This is a genomic window from Rhizobium sp. R634 (genome assembly GCF_002211305.1).
In the GTDB taxonomy this organism is placed as follows: domain Bacteria; phylum Pseudomonadota; class Alphaproteobacteria; order Rhizobiales; family Rhizobiaceae; genus Rhizobium.
This window is the reverse complement of sequence record NZ_LOKW01000003.1, coordinates 1-14,521: the sequence shown is the minus strand read 5'-3', so window position 1 is coordinate 14,521 and position 14,521 is coordinate 1. Positions and strand designations below refer to the sequence as shown.

Sequence of the window (14,521 nt, the reverse complement as noted above, 5' to 3'; positions counted from 1 at the left end):
CGCGCGTCGATCCCCCCGGGCTCAGTGCTCCAGCGCGCCGGCTCTGCGTGAAGCCTTGCTGGGGCTGCCGCAGGCGATCTTCATCAGGTCGCCGCGCCGCCGCACCAGCCGGTCGGAGGTGCGGGTCAGGACCACCCCGTCCTGCGGCGCATGCAGGTCAAGGCTGCCGCCCGGCTGGCCCGGCCGGGTGACGATCGTCGCCAGAAGTTCGCCTTCCGCAATGCGCTCGCCGATATCGCGATGGAAAAGCACGGCCCCGCCTTCGGGCGCGCGAATGATCTCGATATTGTCGAGCGGCACGGCCGGACCGGAAAATGCTGCGGCCGCCGTCCCGCTCCGGACGATTCCCCGTGCCGCGAGAAAATGCCAGAGCCCGTCCGCATCCTTTCTCGCCAGCACCGGATCGACATCGCGCTTGCCGCGCAGCTCGACGGTGACGGAGAGTTTGCCGGGCAGCCGCGACCGGCGTTCGCCGGGAATTTCATATTTCCACGCAAAACCGACAGCCTCCTCGAAGGCGGAGCTTTCGCCGTCCGAAAGCAGCACGGCCTCCATATCGAGCGCGGCGGCGAGGTCGGCCGCCTCGGGCCAGAAGGCCTCGTCGATATAAGCATATTGCAGGGATTCGTCGTCGCAATGCAGGTCGAGGACCAGATCGGCGCCGAGCGCCATGTGCAGGAGCTGCCGCTTCAATCTATCGGTAGCCGGATAATCATCGAGATATTCGACCAGCTCGGCGCGATCGGCAATGGAGATCAGCGGGAAATCCCGGTTGAAATTGGTGCGGGAGCCGAGGTCGAAACGGCCCTGCAGTTCACCGAAATGCGATTGCGCCGCACCGATCGGATTGGCCTGCGGCACGATGGTGATGTCGCCGGCGATCCGGCCTTCGCTTTCCGCCTGCCGCAGCTTCTCGCAGAGGAAATGCAGGAGCACCGTTCCCGGCAGTTCGCCGGCATGAAGAGCGGCCTGGATATAGGTTTTCGGCGCCTTCGGATCGTTGCCCGCAAAGCGCAGCACCGGCAGCCGCCATTCCGCTCCCGGCGTGTCTCCCGGGATGATGATCTCTGAAATGTCCATGCTATTTTTGGCTCCCTGCTCGGATCAGGCTTCCCGAGCTTTATGCTCGGAAAGCGAGGAAGCACAAGCCTTGCTCTTAATATCCTGCGCTCAGTTGAGCAGTGGCCAGCGATCGATGATATGGTGCTCGGTGTTTCCGAGTACGCTGTGAATGAGCAGGAATTCATGCGCAGTCCAGGAAACCGGTTGATCGAGGCGTGTCGGCGGCACGCCCTTGCGGTCATAGCGCAGCGTCATATGCGGCGTGAAATGGCGGTCGATATTGTGAGGCAATCCAGTATTGTGCATGCCGACGCCCAGCTGGATATGCAGACGCATGAGCGCCAGCAGCCCGCCTTGACTGCAGAGCACCAGAGGCCGAGCCTTGCCTTCCCTCTTGAAGCTCATGATCCTGTCGAAGTTTACCGAGATCGGCGCGCCCTCGACTGTGGCGCCGGCCTGGCATGCCGCAAAGGCTACGTCCTCCGGGAACCTTTCATAGTCGCCGATGCCGATGACGGTCACATGCAGCGTCGTCAGGCGCGGCTTTGCAGAAAGGGAGAAAGCTTTGCCATAGTCATGGGCGATCGAAGCCGCTTGCGGTTCGACGATTGGAGGAGGGCAGAGCGCGAAGAAAAGCCGATGCCAGCCGATGTGGCTTTCATCCGGCCCGCCGCGCCGATTTTGCCCATGGCCGAAATCGAAAGAAATCTGGTTCATGATCTGTCAGGCCGTCATGACCCGCCTCGTCGTTCCAACGCGATCGAAAATACGCCCGCAAGATGGAATGGCAAGAACAAAAAAAGAACATTATGCGCAAGAAACGGGTTGAAACAGCGCCCGCTCCGTACGATTTTGGTGGCAATCGCAAACACGGAGGCTGCGTCATGCCCCAGTCAATGCACCACTATCTCATCTTCGAAACCGCCGGCGGATTCTGCGGCATCGCCTGGAGCGACGCCGGCATTTCCCGCTTCCAGCTGCCGACGAAAACCGCGGAGGCGACCGAACGGCTGCTGCTGCGACGTCTGCCGGATGCGGAACCCGGCACACCGACGGCTGCCGTGCTCGAAACGGTCGCGGCCGTGAAGCGTTACTTCCAGGGCGAGGAGACCGATTTTTCCGGCGTCGAGCTCGATCTTGCCGGCCAGGACGCCTTCTTCAGGGATATCTATGCGGCGGCACGGCGCGTCGGCTGGGGCCATACGACGACTTACGGCGCGCTGGCGAAGGAGCTCGGCGTGGGGCCGGAGGCCGCCCGCGATGTCGGTCAGGCGATGGCGAAGAACCCCGTGGCGCTGATCATCCCCTGCCATCGCGTGTTGGCCGCCGGCGGCAAGATCGGAGGCTTCTCGGCCCCCGGCGGTTCGTCGTCGAAGGCCCGCATGCTGGAGCTCGAAGGCGTCCAGCTCGGCCCGCCGCCGCCCGCCCAGCAGTCGCTGGGTTTCTAGGCGGCGGAAGCCTCGTAGAAAGAGTCGGTCGATCAATGCGGGCTGGCCGTCGGCCGGATGATGATTTCGCTGACATCGACATCGTCAGGCTGGCTGACAGCGTAGAGGATCGACTTGGCGACGGCCTCGGGGCTGATCGTAACCGCCCTGAAAGCCTTCATGGCGTCCCGGGCGGTCGGGTCGGTGATCGTGTCGGCCAGTTCCGATGTCGTCGTGCCGGGCGAGATGACGGTGACGCGGATACGGTCGGTCTCCTGCCGCAGTCCGTCGGAGATGGCGCGGACGGCGAATTTCGTCGCGCAATAGACGGCGGCCGTCGGAGAGACGTAGTGGCCGCCGATCGAAGACAGGTTGATGATCTGCCCCGAACCCTGCGCCTTCATGATCGGAAGGGCTGCGGCGATGCCGTAGAGAACGCCCTTGATGTTGACATCGACCATGCGGTCCCACTCGTCGACTTTCAGAGCGTCGAGCGGAGAGAGCGGCATGACGCCGGCATTGTTGACGATGACATCGAGCCGGCCGAACTCGGATCTGGCGAAGTCAGCGAAAGCTTCCACCTCGGAACGCTCGGTAACGTCAAGTTTTCGGAAGCGCACGCTGCCGCCTGCGGCTTCGATTTCGCCGGCGAGCGCCTCCAGGCGGTCGGTGCGGCGCGCGCCGATGACGAGACGGGCGCTTGCGGCGGCCAGCACTTTTGCCGCGGCTTCTCCAATGCCGCTACTCGCGCCAGTGATGGCGATGACTTTTCCTTCGATATCAGACATTTTAATCTCCTTTTCTGGGCTGCCCGACGCCGCGCGCCGGGTGGACAGTCGTTGGATCAGGTGGGAAAATCGGCGCTGAGCGTCGTCTCAGCCCACTTGCGCCGCAGCACCATGCCGCCGTGATGCAGCGTGTTGTCGTCAACGAAATCGCCGTCTGCGGTGAATCCGGTGTCGTCCCAATATTCGATGTGGGTTCCGGTGACTTCGTAGCGCCCCTGATAGGCGCTCTCCCTACTGCCGCGGGCCTCGTCGTAACGGAACAGAAGCTCGTGGCGGACGCGGCCATCGGCCGTCACCCACATGCCGACATAGGGATGTTGCTGCATCGTGTTCTCGCTTGATTGTTGATGGGCAGGATTTCGGTCGTTTGCGGCATCTGCCGGGGATGCCGGCGCAGCCGCGCCGGCAAGCGCCGTCACGGCCAAAAGATGCAGAACAGCGTTCTTGGATATGCTTCGCATCGTTCTTCTCCAGAGCAGGCCTGCGCACCGCCGTCGGCCGCGCTTGACCCATGAAGGGAAGATAGCGATCGCCACTGAAGTGATTAAGTTGCCAATCCGGGATAGCTTGATTAATTCTACTAACCAATGATCGATGATCTCGAAGGCATTTCAGTTTTTCTGGCTGTGGCCGAGGCGCGAAACTTTCGCCTTGCCGGAGAGCGGCTCGGCGTCACCCGATCCGCCGTCAGCCAGGCGCTGCAGCGCCTGGAGGATCGGGTCGGCGTGGCGCTCGTCCAGCGCACCACCCGCAGCGTTCACCTCACCGAAGCCGGCGAGGTCTTCTTGGAGGCCGTGCGCCCATCGGCGCGGCAGGTCAGAGATGCGGTGCAGACCGTGCGGGAAATGCAGGCGCGTCCGAGCGGCTTGTTGAGGATCACAGTTTCCTCGATCGCCGAGAGCTTCCTCTCCGGCACATTGCTGGCCGGCTTCATCGAAGCCTACCCCGATATCAAGCTCGACATCACCATCACCGATGACGAATTCGATATCGTCGAGGCCGGGTTCGACGCCGGCGTCCGGCTCGGCGAGGTGATAGAGCAGGACATGATCGTAGTGCCCGTCTCCAGGGAGCAGCGGCAATGTCCGGCCGCGTCACCCGCCTATCTCGAGCGCCGCGGCCGGCCCCACCATCCCCGAGATCTGCAGAACCATGCCTGTATCGGCTGGCGGCCGCGCCCCGATACGGCGCCCTATCGCTGGGAGTTCACCGAAAACGACCGCGACTTCGACGTTGCCGTCGATCCGGCCGTGACGACGAACGACATGGGAATGATGATCCGCATGGCCTGCGCCGGAGCCGGCATCACCTTCGGCATGTTGGAGACCTTCCAGCCTTATTTCGATCGTGGCGAACTCGTGCCGCTGCTCGAAGATTTCTGCCCGCCCTTTCCCGGCTTCTATCTCTATTATCCCAGGCGCCAGAGGCAGCCGCTGAAACTGCGCGCTTTGGTGGATTTTGTGCGGAAATTGAGAGGCGCGAGATAGGTCCGTAGCCCTTGAGCTCAGCAGCGCCGGCTTCAGGACGACGGCGAGTTCGGAGATGTTCTCGGCTGGCCGGCAATGGCTTGAGCTTCGTTACGCTGAGGACGCGCCAGCAGATATAGTGCGAAGACGTGGGTGATCATCAGCAAGGGCACGTAAATGATCGGGATCGCATATGCAGCGCCCAATTCCTCAGCCTGCGCCGGAAGACCGGCCTGAATGGCGTGATAGTAGTCGAGGATGAGGTCGGCCATTCCCGTAAGGTTGAAGATGACGACGAACAGCCAGAAGACCCGAGCTATCCTGATCGTCATGAGCGCCAGCATGGCGAGCAGCCCGGTCGCGAGGTCGCCATAGGCCGCGAAGGTGGCGAAACTGGCTGGCAGATGGGCCCCGACGACGCCCGGGAGAATGAAGACGAGCCCGAAGAAGCGGAAGCTATGTAGAGTGGCGATGGCGCGGTGCGCTTTGATCCGGTCCATCGACTTGAGCCAAGGCAGAATATACGCGCCGAAGCAAAGCAGCCACGCGACATAGCCGAGGAAAAGATGGATTTGGAAGAGGGATTTCGTCGACATTGGAGCACTCCTGATTGGCAGGTCCAGATGTACGACCGCTTCTCGTGATCGACTATTCGCGATAATATCGATGCGGTATGAAGCAGAACTTCACAGTCAGGCAGGGAGCGCTGGACGGCGTCGAGGCATTTCTGAGCGTTGCCCAGCACCGTAGTTTTCGGAAAGCAGCCGCGGAACTCGGCGTGACCCCATCGGCGATGAGCCAGGCTGTACGCGCTCTCGAGGAGCGTGTCGGCGCGGTGCTTTTCATCCGCACGACACGGAGCGTCGGCCTGACCGAAGCCGGCGAGCGATTTCTTTCGCGCGCAAAACCCGCCTTCGAGGAACTGGTCGCCGCAAGCGAGGTTGCTCGGGACCTTGGGCAGCGGCCAGCCGGATTATTACGGCTGACAGTGCCGCCGGCAGTGGTGCCGATCCTGCTGGAGTCACTGATTGCATCCTTCTGCCAGGCCTTTCCCGAGATTGAGGTGGAGGTCGCCGCGAATGAAGAGTTGGTCGATATCGCGACCGAAGGATTCGATGCCGGCATTCGCCTCGGCCAGTTCATCGCAGCCGATATGGTCGCGGTTCGGCTGACACCGCCGTTCCCGCTGGTGGTTGTCGGCAGTCCCGAATATCTGCACCGGAGAGGGCGGCCCGAGCGTATCGATGATCTGCGTCAACATGCCTGCATACGTATTCGTCGCTCGGACGGATCGATCGCGCCGTGGTCGTTTCTGAGCGCCCAAAAGCCGATCGAGGCGGTCGTTTCCGGGCCGCTGATCGCCCACGATTTTCCGACTATGCTCGGAGCTGCCGTCGAACATATGGGGCTTGCGCAAGTGCCGGAGCCGATGGCCAGTGGGTTGGTGAAAGCGGGAAAGCTCGTCCGCGTTCTCGAGGCATTCGCACCGCTGGCACCGGGTGTGTTCCTCTATTATCCCAGCCGCCATCAGGTGATGCCGAAGCTGCGGGCCTTCATCGACCACGTGAAAAGTCGAACGGACGTGACCGAGAACAGCCGATCAGCGGCAAAGATGCGCTGATGCGGGAACGGCATGCTGAAATGCGAACCGCCGTGCGGAGATTGTCACGTCGCCGCTCGCTCTACACATTTACGTGCGCCTCACTCCCACTCGATCGTGCCGGGCGGCTTCGACGTCACGTCATAAACCACGCGGTTAATGCCGCGGACCTCGTTGATGATGCGCGTTGCGACGCGGCCGAGGAATTCCATGTCGTAGTGGTAGAAGTCGGCCGTCATGCCGTCGACGGAGGTGACGGCGCGCAGTGCGCAGACGAATTCGTAGGTGCGCCCATCGCCCATGACGCCGACGGTCTGGACGGGGAGCAGCACGGCGAAGGCCTGCCAGATGGCGTCGTAGAGGCCGGCCTTGCGGATCTCGTCGAGATAGATCGCATCGGCTTCGCGCAGGATTTCCAGCTTCTCGCGGGTGATGCCGCCGGGGCAGCGGATCGCAAGCCCCGGGCCGGGGAAGGGGTGGCGGCCGATGAAGCTGTCGGGCAGGCCGAGTTCGCGGCCAAGCGCGCGCACTTCGTCCTTGAAGAGTTCGCGCAGCGGCTCGACGAGCTGCATCTTCATGCGCTCCGGCAGGCCGCCGACATTGTGGTGCGACTTGATCGTCACCGACGGGCCGCCGGTGAAGGAAACACTCTCGATCACGTCGGGATAGAGCGTGCCCTGGCCGAGGAAATCGGCGCCGCCGAGTTTCTTTGCCTCTTCCTCGAAGGTTTCGATGAAGAGGCGGCCGATGATCTTGCGCTTGGTTTCCGGGTCGCTGACGCCTTCGAGCTCGCCGATGAAGCGGTCGGACGCGTCGACGTGCAGCAGATGCAGATTGTAGTGCTCGCGGAACATGGCGACGACGTTTGCCGCCTCGTCCTTGCGCATCAGGCCGTGGTCGACGAGGATGCAGGTCAGCTGGTCGCCGACCGCCTCGTGGATCAACAGGGCCGCGACGGAACTGTCCACGCCGCCCGAAAGCGCGCAGATGACGCGCTTGTCGCCCACCTGTTTGCGGATTTCGTCGACCGCCTTCTGGCGGTAGGCCGACATCGACCAGTCGCCCTTGATGCCGGCGACGTTGTGGATGAAGTTGCCGATCAGCTTGGCGCCGTCGGGCGTGTGCACGACTTCGGGATGGAACTGCACGCCGTAATATTTGCGCTTCTCGTCGGCAATGAAGGCGAAGGGCGCGTTTGAGGAGGTGGCGACCACCTCGAACCCTTCAGGCAGCGCGGTCACGCGGTCGCCATGGCTCATCCACACCTGATGACGCGAGCCGGAGGACCAGAGGCCCTCGAACAGCTGGCAGTCCTTGTCGACCTCCAGGAAGGCACGGCCGAATTCGCGGTGATGACCGCTCTCGACCTTGCCGCCGAGCTGCATGCACATCGTCTGCTGGCCGTAGCAGATGCCGAAGACTGGCAGGCCGCTGTCGAAGATGATCTGCGGCGCTCGCGGCGATCCCTCGTCGACCGTGGAGGCCGGGCTGCCGGACAGGATCACGGCCTTCGGCTGAAGGCGCTTGAAGCCCTCTTCGGCCGATTGGAAGGGAACGATCTCGCAATAGACGCCGGCCTCGCGCACGCGTCGTGCGATGAGCTGGGTCACCTGGCTGCCGAAATCGACGATGAGAACGGAGTCGGGATGTGCTGTGTGGGTCATGGCGAGGCTTTAAAGAAAAGCGCTTCGCCTTGCAATCCGGGAAATCGGCGGCATCAGGTTTTTATTGTTCCGATTGTCCCCCGCGCGTTGGGCGCACGGCGCTTTCAGGGGTTTAGAACCAGAAAACTCCGTCTTCCAGCGCCGTGAACAGGCTGTCGACGCCGTAGGAGAGCTTGCGGTCGACGATGTGCAGATATTCGGTCCAGCCCGAGATGTGCTGCAGCTCGACGACGCCGTCGGAAATGCCGCGCAGCCCGATCAGCGGCAGCTTGTAGCCCTGGCAGGCGCGCAGCACCGCATAGGTCTCCATGTCGACCATGTCGGCGTCGATGCCGGTGTAGGCCGCCCCCGAGATGACGTTGCCGCCGGTGGAAAGGCTGGCTTCCGGAATCCCGGGGATGCGCAGCGGCAGCTCCAGCGTCACAGGCAGGTCGAGGAAGGGCGTCTGGCCTTTTTCGAAGCCGAGCGGCGAGGCGTCCATGTCGCGATAGGAAACCGAGTTCACCTGGTAGATCTCGGTCTGTTCGAGCTTGGCCGAGCCTGCCGAGCCGAGCGAGACGACGAGATCCGGAAGGTCGTCGGCGGCATCGAGCCGCGCCAAGGCCTTGGTCAGCGCGATCGCCGCTTCCACCGGGCCGACGCCGGTCATCAAGGGTTCGATGCGCGAACGCAGGAAAGGGCCGTACTCCGCCTCTGCCGCCATCACGAAAAGGATGGATTTTCCCGCGACCGACTTCAGTTCGAACTTCATCCAGTAATTCCCTCTCTACCGCGGATGACCATCATCGTCCCGGTCATCGAGGCGATGAGCTTGGCCGGTCCATCGCCGATCGCATAGCCCCGCCCGTCGGCGACGATGATGGTGGAGCCGGGCTTGGTGATTTCCCCGCGAAAGAGGAAACGATCGCCGCGCCCCGGCGACATGAGATTGACCTTGAACTCGATCGTCAGGATCGAGGCTTCGGGGTCGATGACGCTGTAGGCGGCAAAGCCGCAGGCGGAATCGAGCGCCGCGGAAATGATGCCAGCATGCAGGATGCCGTGCTGCTGCGTCAGTTTGACGTCGAAGGGAAGCTCGATCTCGACGACGCCGTGCTCGACGCGCGTCAGCTCCGCGCCGATCGTCTGCATCGCTGCCTGGCGCGCAAAGTTGCGGCGGATTCGCGCGCGGAAATCGCCCCTGTCAGTCTCGCTCATGGCTACCCCTCTCGAAGCCGCGAAAGTGGCATGACGCGCCGGATTCGACAAGCTGGACATCGCCGAAATCGATCTTGGCGGCGCTGGAAACATCAGGCCGTGTCGCCCGGGCCACCTTTCCCCCTTCCGCAACGGTGCAAGCCCGCATCTCTAAAGCTGCCGGCTTCGTGTAATGCCATTGCAGCTTCGCGCCGACCGCGTATTCTCACGCCGAACCTCGAAATGATGGAGCACCGGCGGCATGACGACGATATCGCAATCGGTCCGGAATTTCGAGGACTGGCTGGCCGGCGAACTCGGCGACGATCTCGTCAGGAAGGATCTGCGCGAGAAGCACCAGAAGATGCGCAGCGACGATTTCGTGTTCCTGCGCGCCACCTACTGGCGCTGGTGCGAGATCATCCTGGATATCTGCCCGGAGCTGGCGGGCGCGCCGGAGGTGCTTGCGATCGGCGATACGCATCTGGAGAATTTCGGCACCTGGCGTGATGCCGAAGGCCGCCTCGTCTGGGGTGTCAACGATTTCGACGATGCAGCGATAATGCCCTATGCGTTGGATCTCGTTCGCCTTGCGGCAAGCGCCGTCCTGGCGCGCAGCGGTGATGGTCCTTCCGTCCGCATGATCGGCGAGCTGATCCTGCGCGGCTATCGACGGGGCCTTGAAAATCCGCAGCCTGTCATCCTCGAGCGCGATCACAAATGGCTGCGCAAGGCGCTGATGCTGCCGAATTCCGAACGGCGCGAATTTTGGGAGAGATATGAAGCCTTGCCTGAGGGAAAAAAGCCGGCGCCAGGCCCCTATATCTGGGTGCTCGCAGACGCGCTGCCGCCCGGCGCGGGTTCCTTCGTGGCAAAGCCGCGCAGCGGCGGTACCGGCAGCCTTGGACGGCCGCGTTTCGTCGCTTATGCCGAATGGCTGGGCGGCCCGGTGCTGCGGGAAGCGAAGGCGCTGGTGCCGTCGGCCTGGTCGCTTCGCCACAGGCCGCAGGACACGGCGATCCATGCAGGCGAGATTGCCGGCGGGCGGATGCGCTCGGCCGATCCTCATTATCGGATCTCCGGGCGTATCCTCGTGCGCCGGCTTTCGCCGAACAGCCGCAAGATCGAGATCGACGAGCATCCGGAGATCCTGCTCTCCCCCACGATGCTCGATTTGATGGGTTTCGAGATCGGCAATTGCCATGCCGACGATGCGGCCGCCGCCGCGGCGATCCTGCACGACTTGCAGGCGCGCGGTCCCGAATGGCTGCAGGAAGCGGCGAGGACCGCCGCCTCGGCGGTCAGTGCCGAGCAGAAGGCCTATGTCCGCGCCGGCTGAGAGATCCGCACGATGTGCTGATCCCAGGCGACGTCGCTGCGGGTCGAGCGGAAGTCGCCGTCATAGGAGGAGACGGCAAAGCCTTCTTTTGCCGGCGCGATGCCGGCCGCATCGGGAACTGTGGTTTCGGCCAATACCTTGCCGGTCTTCGCATCGATCGTCACCGAGGCGCCGCCCTTCGGCGAGGTGACGCCGACGAGACCCTCGCGGCGATTGACGGCGATGGCGCCGACATAATTGGCAAGCCTGCGCGTCGTCTCCTCCGGCAGGTCGACGAAGGAAAGATCCTCGCCTTTGGCGAAATGGCCGACGAGCGGCGGCAGATCGTTGCGATGGCCTTCATACTGGCATGCGAACCAGATGCGTCCCTCGCCATAGAGATCGACATGGCGGGTGGAGAGCGCCGACCACTGCGCCGGCAGCACGTGTTTTTCGACCAGGGCGCCGGTCGCCGCATCGATCAGCGCCAGCGACGGCTGCATCGCCCCGAGATTGAGCTTGGTACGGCCGAAGTCCGGATGGGTCTCGATGCCGCCATTGGCGACGATGAGGAGGCGCCCGTCATCGGACACCGTCATGTCGTGCGGGCCGATGCCGTATGTCTCGAATTCGCCGATGCGGGAGAAGCGATCGGTCGTGTCGTAGATGCCGATCATGCCGCGATTGCCGTCGAAATCATTCTCGCTGGCGTAAAGCAAACGGCCGTCGGGAGAGAAGGCGCCGTGACCGTAGAAATGCCGGTCCTCCCGGGAGCTGATGACGATCGGCTCGCCCTTGTTCCTCGGGTCGAAGATCATTGCATAGGTGCCGGGCCGGCGCGCGAAGGCGACGGTCTTGCCGGTGGCGGTGCTGAAGGCCATGCCGTGAGCCCGTGCCGGAAGCGCCACCTGATCGATGATTTCGCCGTTCTCGGCCACCGTCGCGACGGCAAACGAGCCGTCGGCGGCGCGAATGCCCGAGGCATAGACCGCGTCGGCCCGTTCGAGAGCCATCAGCGCTCTCGGCGTCAAGCTCGCGAGGAAACCGAGACCTGCCGCCTTGACGAAGCTGCGTCGGTCGATCGCGGCACTTCTCCACATCGCATCAATCTCCGTCGGAAAAGGAAAAGCCGGCCGAAAGTCCGATGGCCGCGCCGTACTCGTCGCTGATCTTGGTGATCAAATTGCGGCTGTCGGCCAGCAGCGCATCGAGCTTGGCTTTCTCCGCATCGCTGGTTGCGGCCTCGATGTCGGGATTGAGCTTCGGGACGGTCTCGAGCAACGATTTGAAATTCTCGTCGATCGAGGCGGCGACCGCCTGTTTGTCCGCCGGCAGAAGCTCGGCCATGCCGGCCTTCTGCCAGAGCGTGCGCAGGCCCTCCAGGTTGGCGGCCATCGACTTCCAGGTGTTCTTGGAGCGCCAGTAGATCGCCATGCGCGGGCGCGGTGCAGTATCCTTGCCCTTGTAGAACTGCTCCAGCCGCTGATCGCGGACATTCTCCGCGCCGTGGACGAGAATGCCGAGCAGGGCGGTGACGGCTTCCTTGTTGTCCATGAAGTCGTCGCTCTGCGGACCGGGATGTTTCCAGCTCGCCTGTACGCCGTCCGGCTTTTCCCAGGCGGCGATGACTTCACCGGCCTCGCGCTGGATATTGCCGGCGACGGCGGCGCCGTAAAGGCAGCGGAAGCCGCCCTTCTGCTTGATGAGATCGTCGGAGCCGTTGCCGTAAAGCACATACTCCAGCGCCGTCAGGCCCTGCAGCGCCACGCTCTTGCCGGCGATCGCATCGACCGTCGCATCCTTCGGGTCGGCCTTGGCGATCAGCGCCTGCACCTGCTTGAGGCCGACGCCCTTGCGGTCGGGATAGAACAGGATGTGCTCGAAGAGATTGTCCTGAATGACGGGGCCGGTCTGGACGATCTCGATGATCGACCAGTAGCGGACCGTATCGTCGAAGGCGGACTTCGCCTTGTCGAGCGTCTGCTGCGTGCCGCCGTCGCAGAGATCCTTCATCGCCGTCGTCAGCCGTGCGGCCGATTGCTGCATGTTGCGGTAGCCGGGACGGATCACCTCGTCGACGGCGCGCTGCATGACGGCAGGGACGGCATCCTCGTTCAGCCCTGCCGGAGGAGCGGCGGTCTGGGCGGCGGCCGATGTGGCGAGGCCGATCAGAGTGAGGCAGAGCAGGGGGTGCCAAAGGCGCATCAAAGTGACTCCAGGAATGTAATCAGGGCCGCCCTGTCGTCTTTGGTCAGGGCGGAGAAAGCGTTGCGGGCCTTTTCCGCTTCACCGCCATGCCAGAGGATCGCCTCGGTGAGATCCCGCGCACGGCCGTCATGCAGGAAGAAGCTGTGTCCGCTGACAGTTCGGGTCAGTCCTATACCCCATAGCGGCGGCGTGCGCCATTCACGTCCGCTTGCAAGGCCGACCTGTTGCCCGTCGGCAAGGCCGTCGCCCATGTCGTGCAGGAGAAAATCGGAATAAGGCCAGATCAACTGGAAGGACTGCGCCTTCTCAGGCGTATCCCGCCGGGTGACGAATTTCGGCACATGGCAGGAAATGCAGCCGGTTTCATAGAAGATCCGCTTGCCCCGCAGCGTTTCGGCAAAGCTCGCCTTGCGCCGCGCCGGCACGGCAAGGTTTTCCGAATAGAAGGTCACGAGATCGAGGATCGGACCCGGCGCCTCTTCCGCGCCCAGCCGTTTCTGCACGCCGGTCGGCATATCAAGGCACTTTTCTTCCGCCTTGGTGCAGTCGCCATGCGCGTCCGGCTCGTCGGGCGTCGAGATGCCGATATCGTTGGCGAAGGCGTCGGCGCTCTGGTCGCGCACCGTGGCGTTCTGCGCCTTCCAGCCGAAGCGGCCGAGCGTGACCGCGCCGCTGCGATGGTCGCGCACGACCGCCGCCTTGCCCGAGATGCCGTCGCCGTCTGTGTCGTCGGGGTCGGCATGGGCAAGAATATCGGCTTCTGGAATGGCCTCGATCAGGCCGAGGCCGATCATGGCGGGGGCAACGCGCGCCGAAATGGTCGTCGCTGCGTCGAGCGGTCCGTAGGCAAGCTTCGTCGCCGCATAATGCGGCCGGCGCAGCGACACCGTCTCGCGGTCGCCGAGCGTCACCGTCTCTTCGTCATAGCGGATCGCCATCTTGCCTTCGGCGGCAAGCCCGGGAACCGCGAGATCCTGCAGCTGTCGGCCGTAGACCGGATCGGGGAAGTTGACGACCTCAGCATCGGCGATCGCCCCTTCCTCCTCCGGCGTCCTTGGCGCGCGCGAAAGCCGCAGGAACATCGAGGTGGCGCTCGCGCTTCCCTCCGGCGGTTTGCCGCGGCCGTCATTGACATGGCAGCTCATGCAGGAGCGGGCGTTGAAGAGCGGCCCAAGGCCATCGGAGGCCTGCGTCGAAGAGGGAGAGGAGACCCAAAGCTTGCGGAAGAGCGCATTGCCGAGCTTGAAATTCTGCTCTTCCTCGAAGGGGATATTGGCCGAAATATGCGAGAAGCTGTCCTCGGTGACGGGATCGACCGAGGTCGCGGCCCCCGCCTGCATCGCTTCGTATTGTTCGGCCTTGGAAAAATCCTGGGTCGGCCGCGTGACATCCGCGACGCGTTTGAGATCGGCCTCGGAGAGGTCGATGCGTTTCGTCGGTAGGTCGAAACCGGCGGCAATCGTTGCGGGCGCTACCGCAAGGGCGGCATAGACGGCGCGGCGGAGGTAGAGGCGATTTTTCCGAGCGACAAACTCGACGGTGCTGGAGCGTGCTTCCCTTTCCGCTCCCTCATTCCTGTGCTTGTCACAGGAATCCAGTGCGCCCAAGTCCTTGGGCGCGGAAGACTCCCCTTTGACCGAGTCATTCACGGCGCCGACGCGCCGTGGCTGGATTCCTGTGACGAGCACAGGAATGAGCGACTATCTGGGTTGTCAAGTTGCATATTCGAATTCTCTTCGCGCATCTCGTGCTTTTGCATTGAGAATGACCAGGAGTTTTCGGGCGAGTGCGATGCGGATGACCATTTTGGGC

15 protein-coding genes are annotated in these 14,521 nt (G+C 63.3%); 4 read left to right on the top strand and 11 right to left on the bottom strand.

The window, feature by feature from the left end:
• Nucleotides 1–21: 21 nt before the first annotated feature.
• Entirely contained in the window at nucleotides 22–1,080 is a 1,059-nt protein-coding gene (locus tag ATY77_RS05715; protein ID WP_088686498.1) for a succinylglutamate desuccinylase/aspartoacylase family protein, read from the bottom strand.
• A gap of 90 nt (nucleotides 1,081–1,170) precedes the next feature.
• Nucleotides 1,171–1,779 carry a 2'-5' RNA ligase family protein gene (locus ATY77_RS05710; RefSeq protein WP_088686497.1) on the bottom strand — a complete coding sequence of 203 codons (609 nt, stop codon included), beginning with the start codon at nucleotides 1,777–1,779 and terminating at the stop codon, nucleotides 1,171–1,173.
• A 167-nt stretch (nucleotides 1,780–1,946) separates the two neighbouring features.
• Between ATY77_RS05710 and ATY77_RS05705 the strand changes: the two genes are divergently transcribed.
• Nucleotides 1,947–2,510 carry a methylated-DNA--[protein]-cysteine S-methyltransferase gene (locus ATY77_RS05705; RefSeq protein WP_088686686.1) on the top strand — a complete coding sequence of 188 codons (564 nt, stop codon included), beginning with the start codon at nucleotides 1,947–1,949 and terminating at the stop codon, nucleotides 2,508–2,510.
• Between the two features lie 32 nt (nucleotides 2,511–2,542).
• On the opposite strand, the gene ATY77_RS05700 is transcribed toward ATY77_RS05705, so the two are convergent.
• Together ATY77_RS05700 and ATY77_RS05695 are read right to left on the bottom strand one after the other, a co-directional pair.
• On the bottom strand, nucleotides 2,543–3,277 hold the full coding sequence (locus ATY77_RS05700) for an SDR family oxidoreductase (RefSeq protein WP_088686496.1): 735 nt from the start codon (nucleotides 3,275–3,277) through the stop codon (nucleotides 2,543–2,545).
• Nucleotides 3,278–3,333: 56 nt separating this feature from the next.
• The gene (locus tag ATY77_RS05695; protein ID WP_088686495.1) at nucleotides 3,334–3,738 is read right to left on the bottom strand and encodes an Atu4866 domain-containing protein; all 405 of its coding nucleotides are present in this window, start codon (nucleotides 3,736–3,738) and stop codon (nucleotides 3,334–3,336) included.
• A gap of 126 nt (nucleotides 3,739–3,864) precedes the next feature.
• Here ATY77_RS05695 and ATY77_RS05690 point away from each other — a divergent pair, with 126 nt between their 5' ends.
• A complete protein-coding gene (locus tag ATY77_RS05690; RefSeq protein ID WP_088686494.1) occupies nucleotides 3,865–4,764 on the top strand; it encodes a LysR family transcriptional regulator in 900 nt (299 codons plus the stop codon).
• A gap of 32 nt (nucleotides 4,765–4,796) precedes the next feature.
• Here ATY77_RS05690 and ATY77_RS05685 read toward each other — a convergent pair whose 3' ends face one another.
• Nucleotides 4,797–5,339: a hypothetical protein gene (locus tag ATY77_RS05685; protein ID WP_088686493.1), complete on the bottom strand. Its 543-nt coding sequence runs from the start codon at nucleotides 5,337–5,339 to the stop codon at nucleotides 4,797–4,799.
• 77 nt (nucleotides 5,340–5,416) lie between these two features.
• Here ATY77_RS05685 and ATY77_RS05680 point away from each other — a divergent pair, with 77 nt between their 5' ends.
• Nucleotides 5,417–6,364, top strand: a complete 948-nt coding sequence (locus tag ATY77_RS05680) for a LysR family transcriptional regulator (RefSeq protein ID WP_088686492.1) — start codon at nucleotides 5,417–5,419, stop codon at nucleotides 6,362–6,364.
• An 80-nt stretch (nucleotides 6,365–6,444) separates the two neighbouring features.
• Here ATY77_RS05680 and guaA read toward each other — a convergent pair whose 3' ends face one another.
• The 3 genes from guaA to ATY77_RS05665 all read right to left on the bottom strand — a co-directional run bounded on the left by guaA (nucleotide 6,445) and on the right by ATY77_RS05665 (nucleotide 9,204).
• Nucleotides 6,445–8,007, bottom strand: a complete 1,563-nt coding sequence (guaA, locus tag ATY77_RS05675; RefSeq protein WP_088686491.1) for a glutamine-hydrolyzing GMP synthase — start codon at nucleotides 8,005–8,007, stop codon at nucleotides 6,445–6,447.
• A gap of 112 nt (nucleotides 8,008–8,119) precedes the next feature.
• Entirely contained in the window at nucleotides 8,120–8,758 is a 639-nt protein-coding gene (locus ATY77_RS05670; protein WP_088686490.1) for a 5'-methylthioadenosine/S-adenosylhomocysteine nucleosidase, read from the bottom strand.
• Entirely contained in the window at nucleotides 8,755–9,204 is a 450-nt protein-coding gene (locus ATY77_RS05665; protein WP_088676547.1) for a PaaI family thioesterase, read from the bottom strand. The genes ATY77_RS05670 and ATY77_RS05665 overlap by 4 nt, the downstream gene beginning before the upstream one ends.
• Before the next feature lie 241 nt (nucleotides 9,205–9,445).
• Here ATY77_RS05665 and ATY77_RS05660 point away from each other — a divergent pair, with 241 nt between their 5' ends.
• Nucleotides 9,446–10,522: a DUF2252 family protein gene (locus ATY77_RS05660; RefSeq protein ID WP_088686489.1), complete on the top strand. Its 1,077-nt coding sequence runs from the start codon at nucleotides 9,446–9,448 to the stop codon at nucleotides 10,520–10,522.
• Here the strand turns inward: ATY77_RS05660 and ATY77_RS05655 are convergent.
• Genes ATY77_RS05655 through ATY77_RS05645 form a run of 3 tightly spaced genes read right to left on the bottom strand, consistent with a single transcriptional unit; the run spans nucleotide 10,504 to nucleotide 14,169 of the window.
• Nucleotides 10,504–11,601, bottom strand: a complete 1,098-nt coding sequence (locus tag ATY77_RS05655; RefSeq protein ID WP_088686488.1) for a DUF1513 domain-containing protein — start codon at nucleotides 11,599–11,601, stop codon at nucleotides 10,504–10,506. The two genes, ATY77_RS05660 and ATY77_RS05655, sit on opposite strands and share 19 nt — an antisense overlap.
• A 4-nt stretch (nucleotides 11,602–11,605) precedes the next feature.
• Nucleotides 11,606–12,706 carry an imelysin family protein gene (locus ATY77_RS05650; protein WP_088686487.1) on the bottom strand — a complete coding sequence of 367 codons (1,101 nt, stop codon included), beginning with the start codon at nucleotides 12,704–12,706 and terminating at the stop codon, nucleotides 11,606–11,608.
• The gene (locus ATY77_RS05645; RefSeq protein WP_245314301.1) at nucleotides 12,706–14,169 is read right to left on the bottom strand and encodes a di-heme oxidoredictase family protein; all 1,464 of its coding nucleotides are present in this window, start codon (nucleotides 14,167–14,169) and stop codon (nucleotides 12,706–12,708) included. The genes ATY77_RS05650 and ATY77_RS05645 overlap by 1 nt, the downstream gene beginning before the upstream one ends.
• Nucleotides 14,170–14,521: the final 352 nt, after the last annotated feature.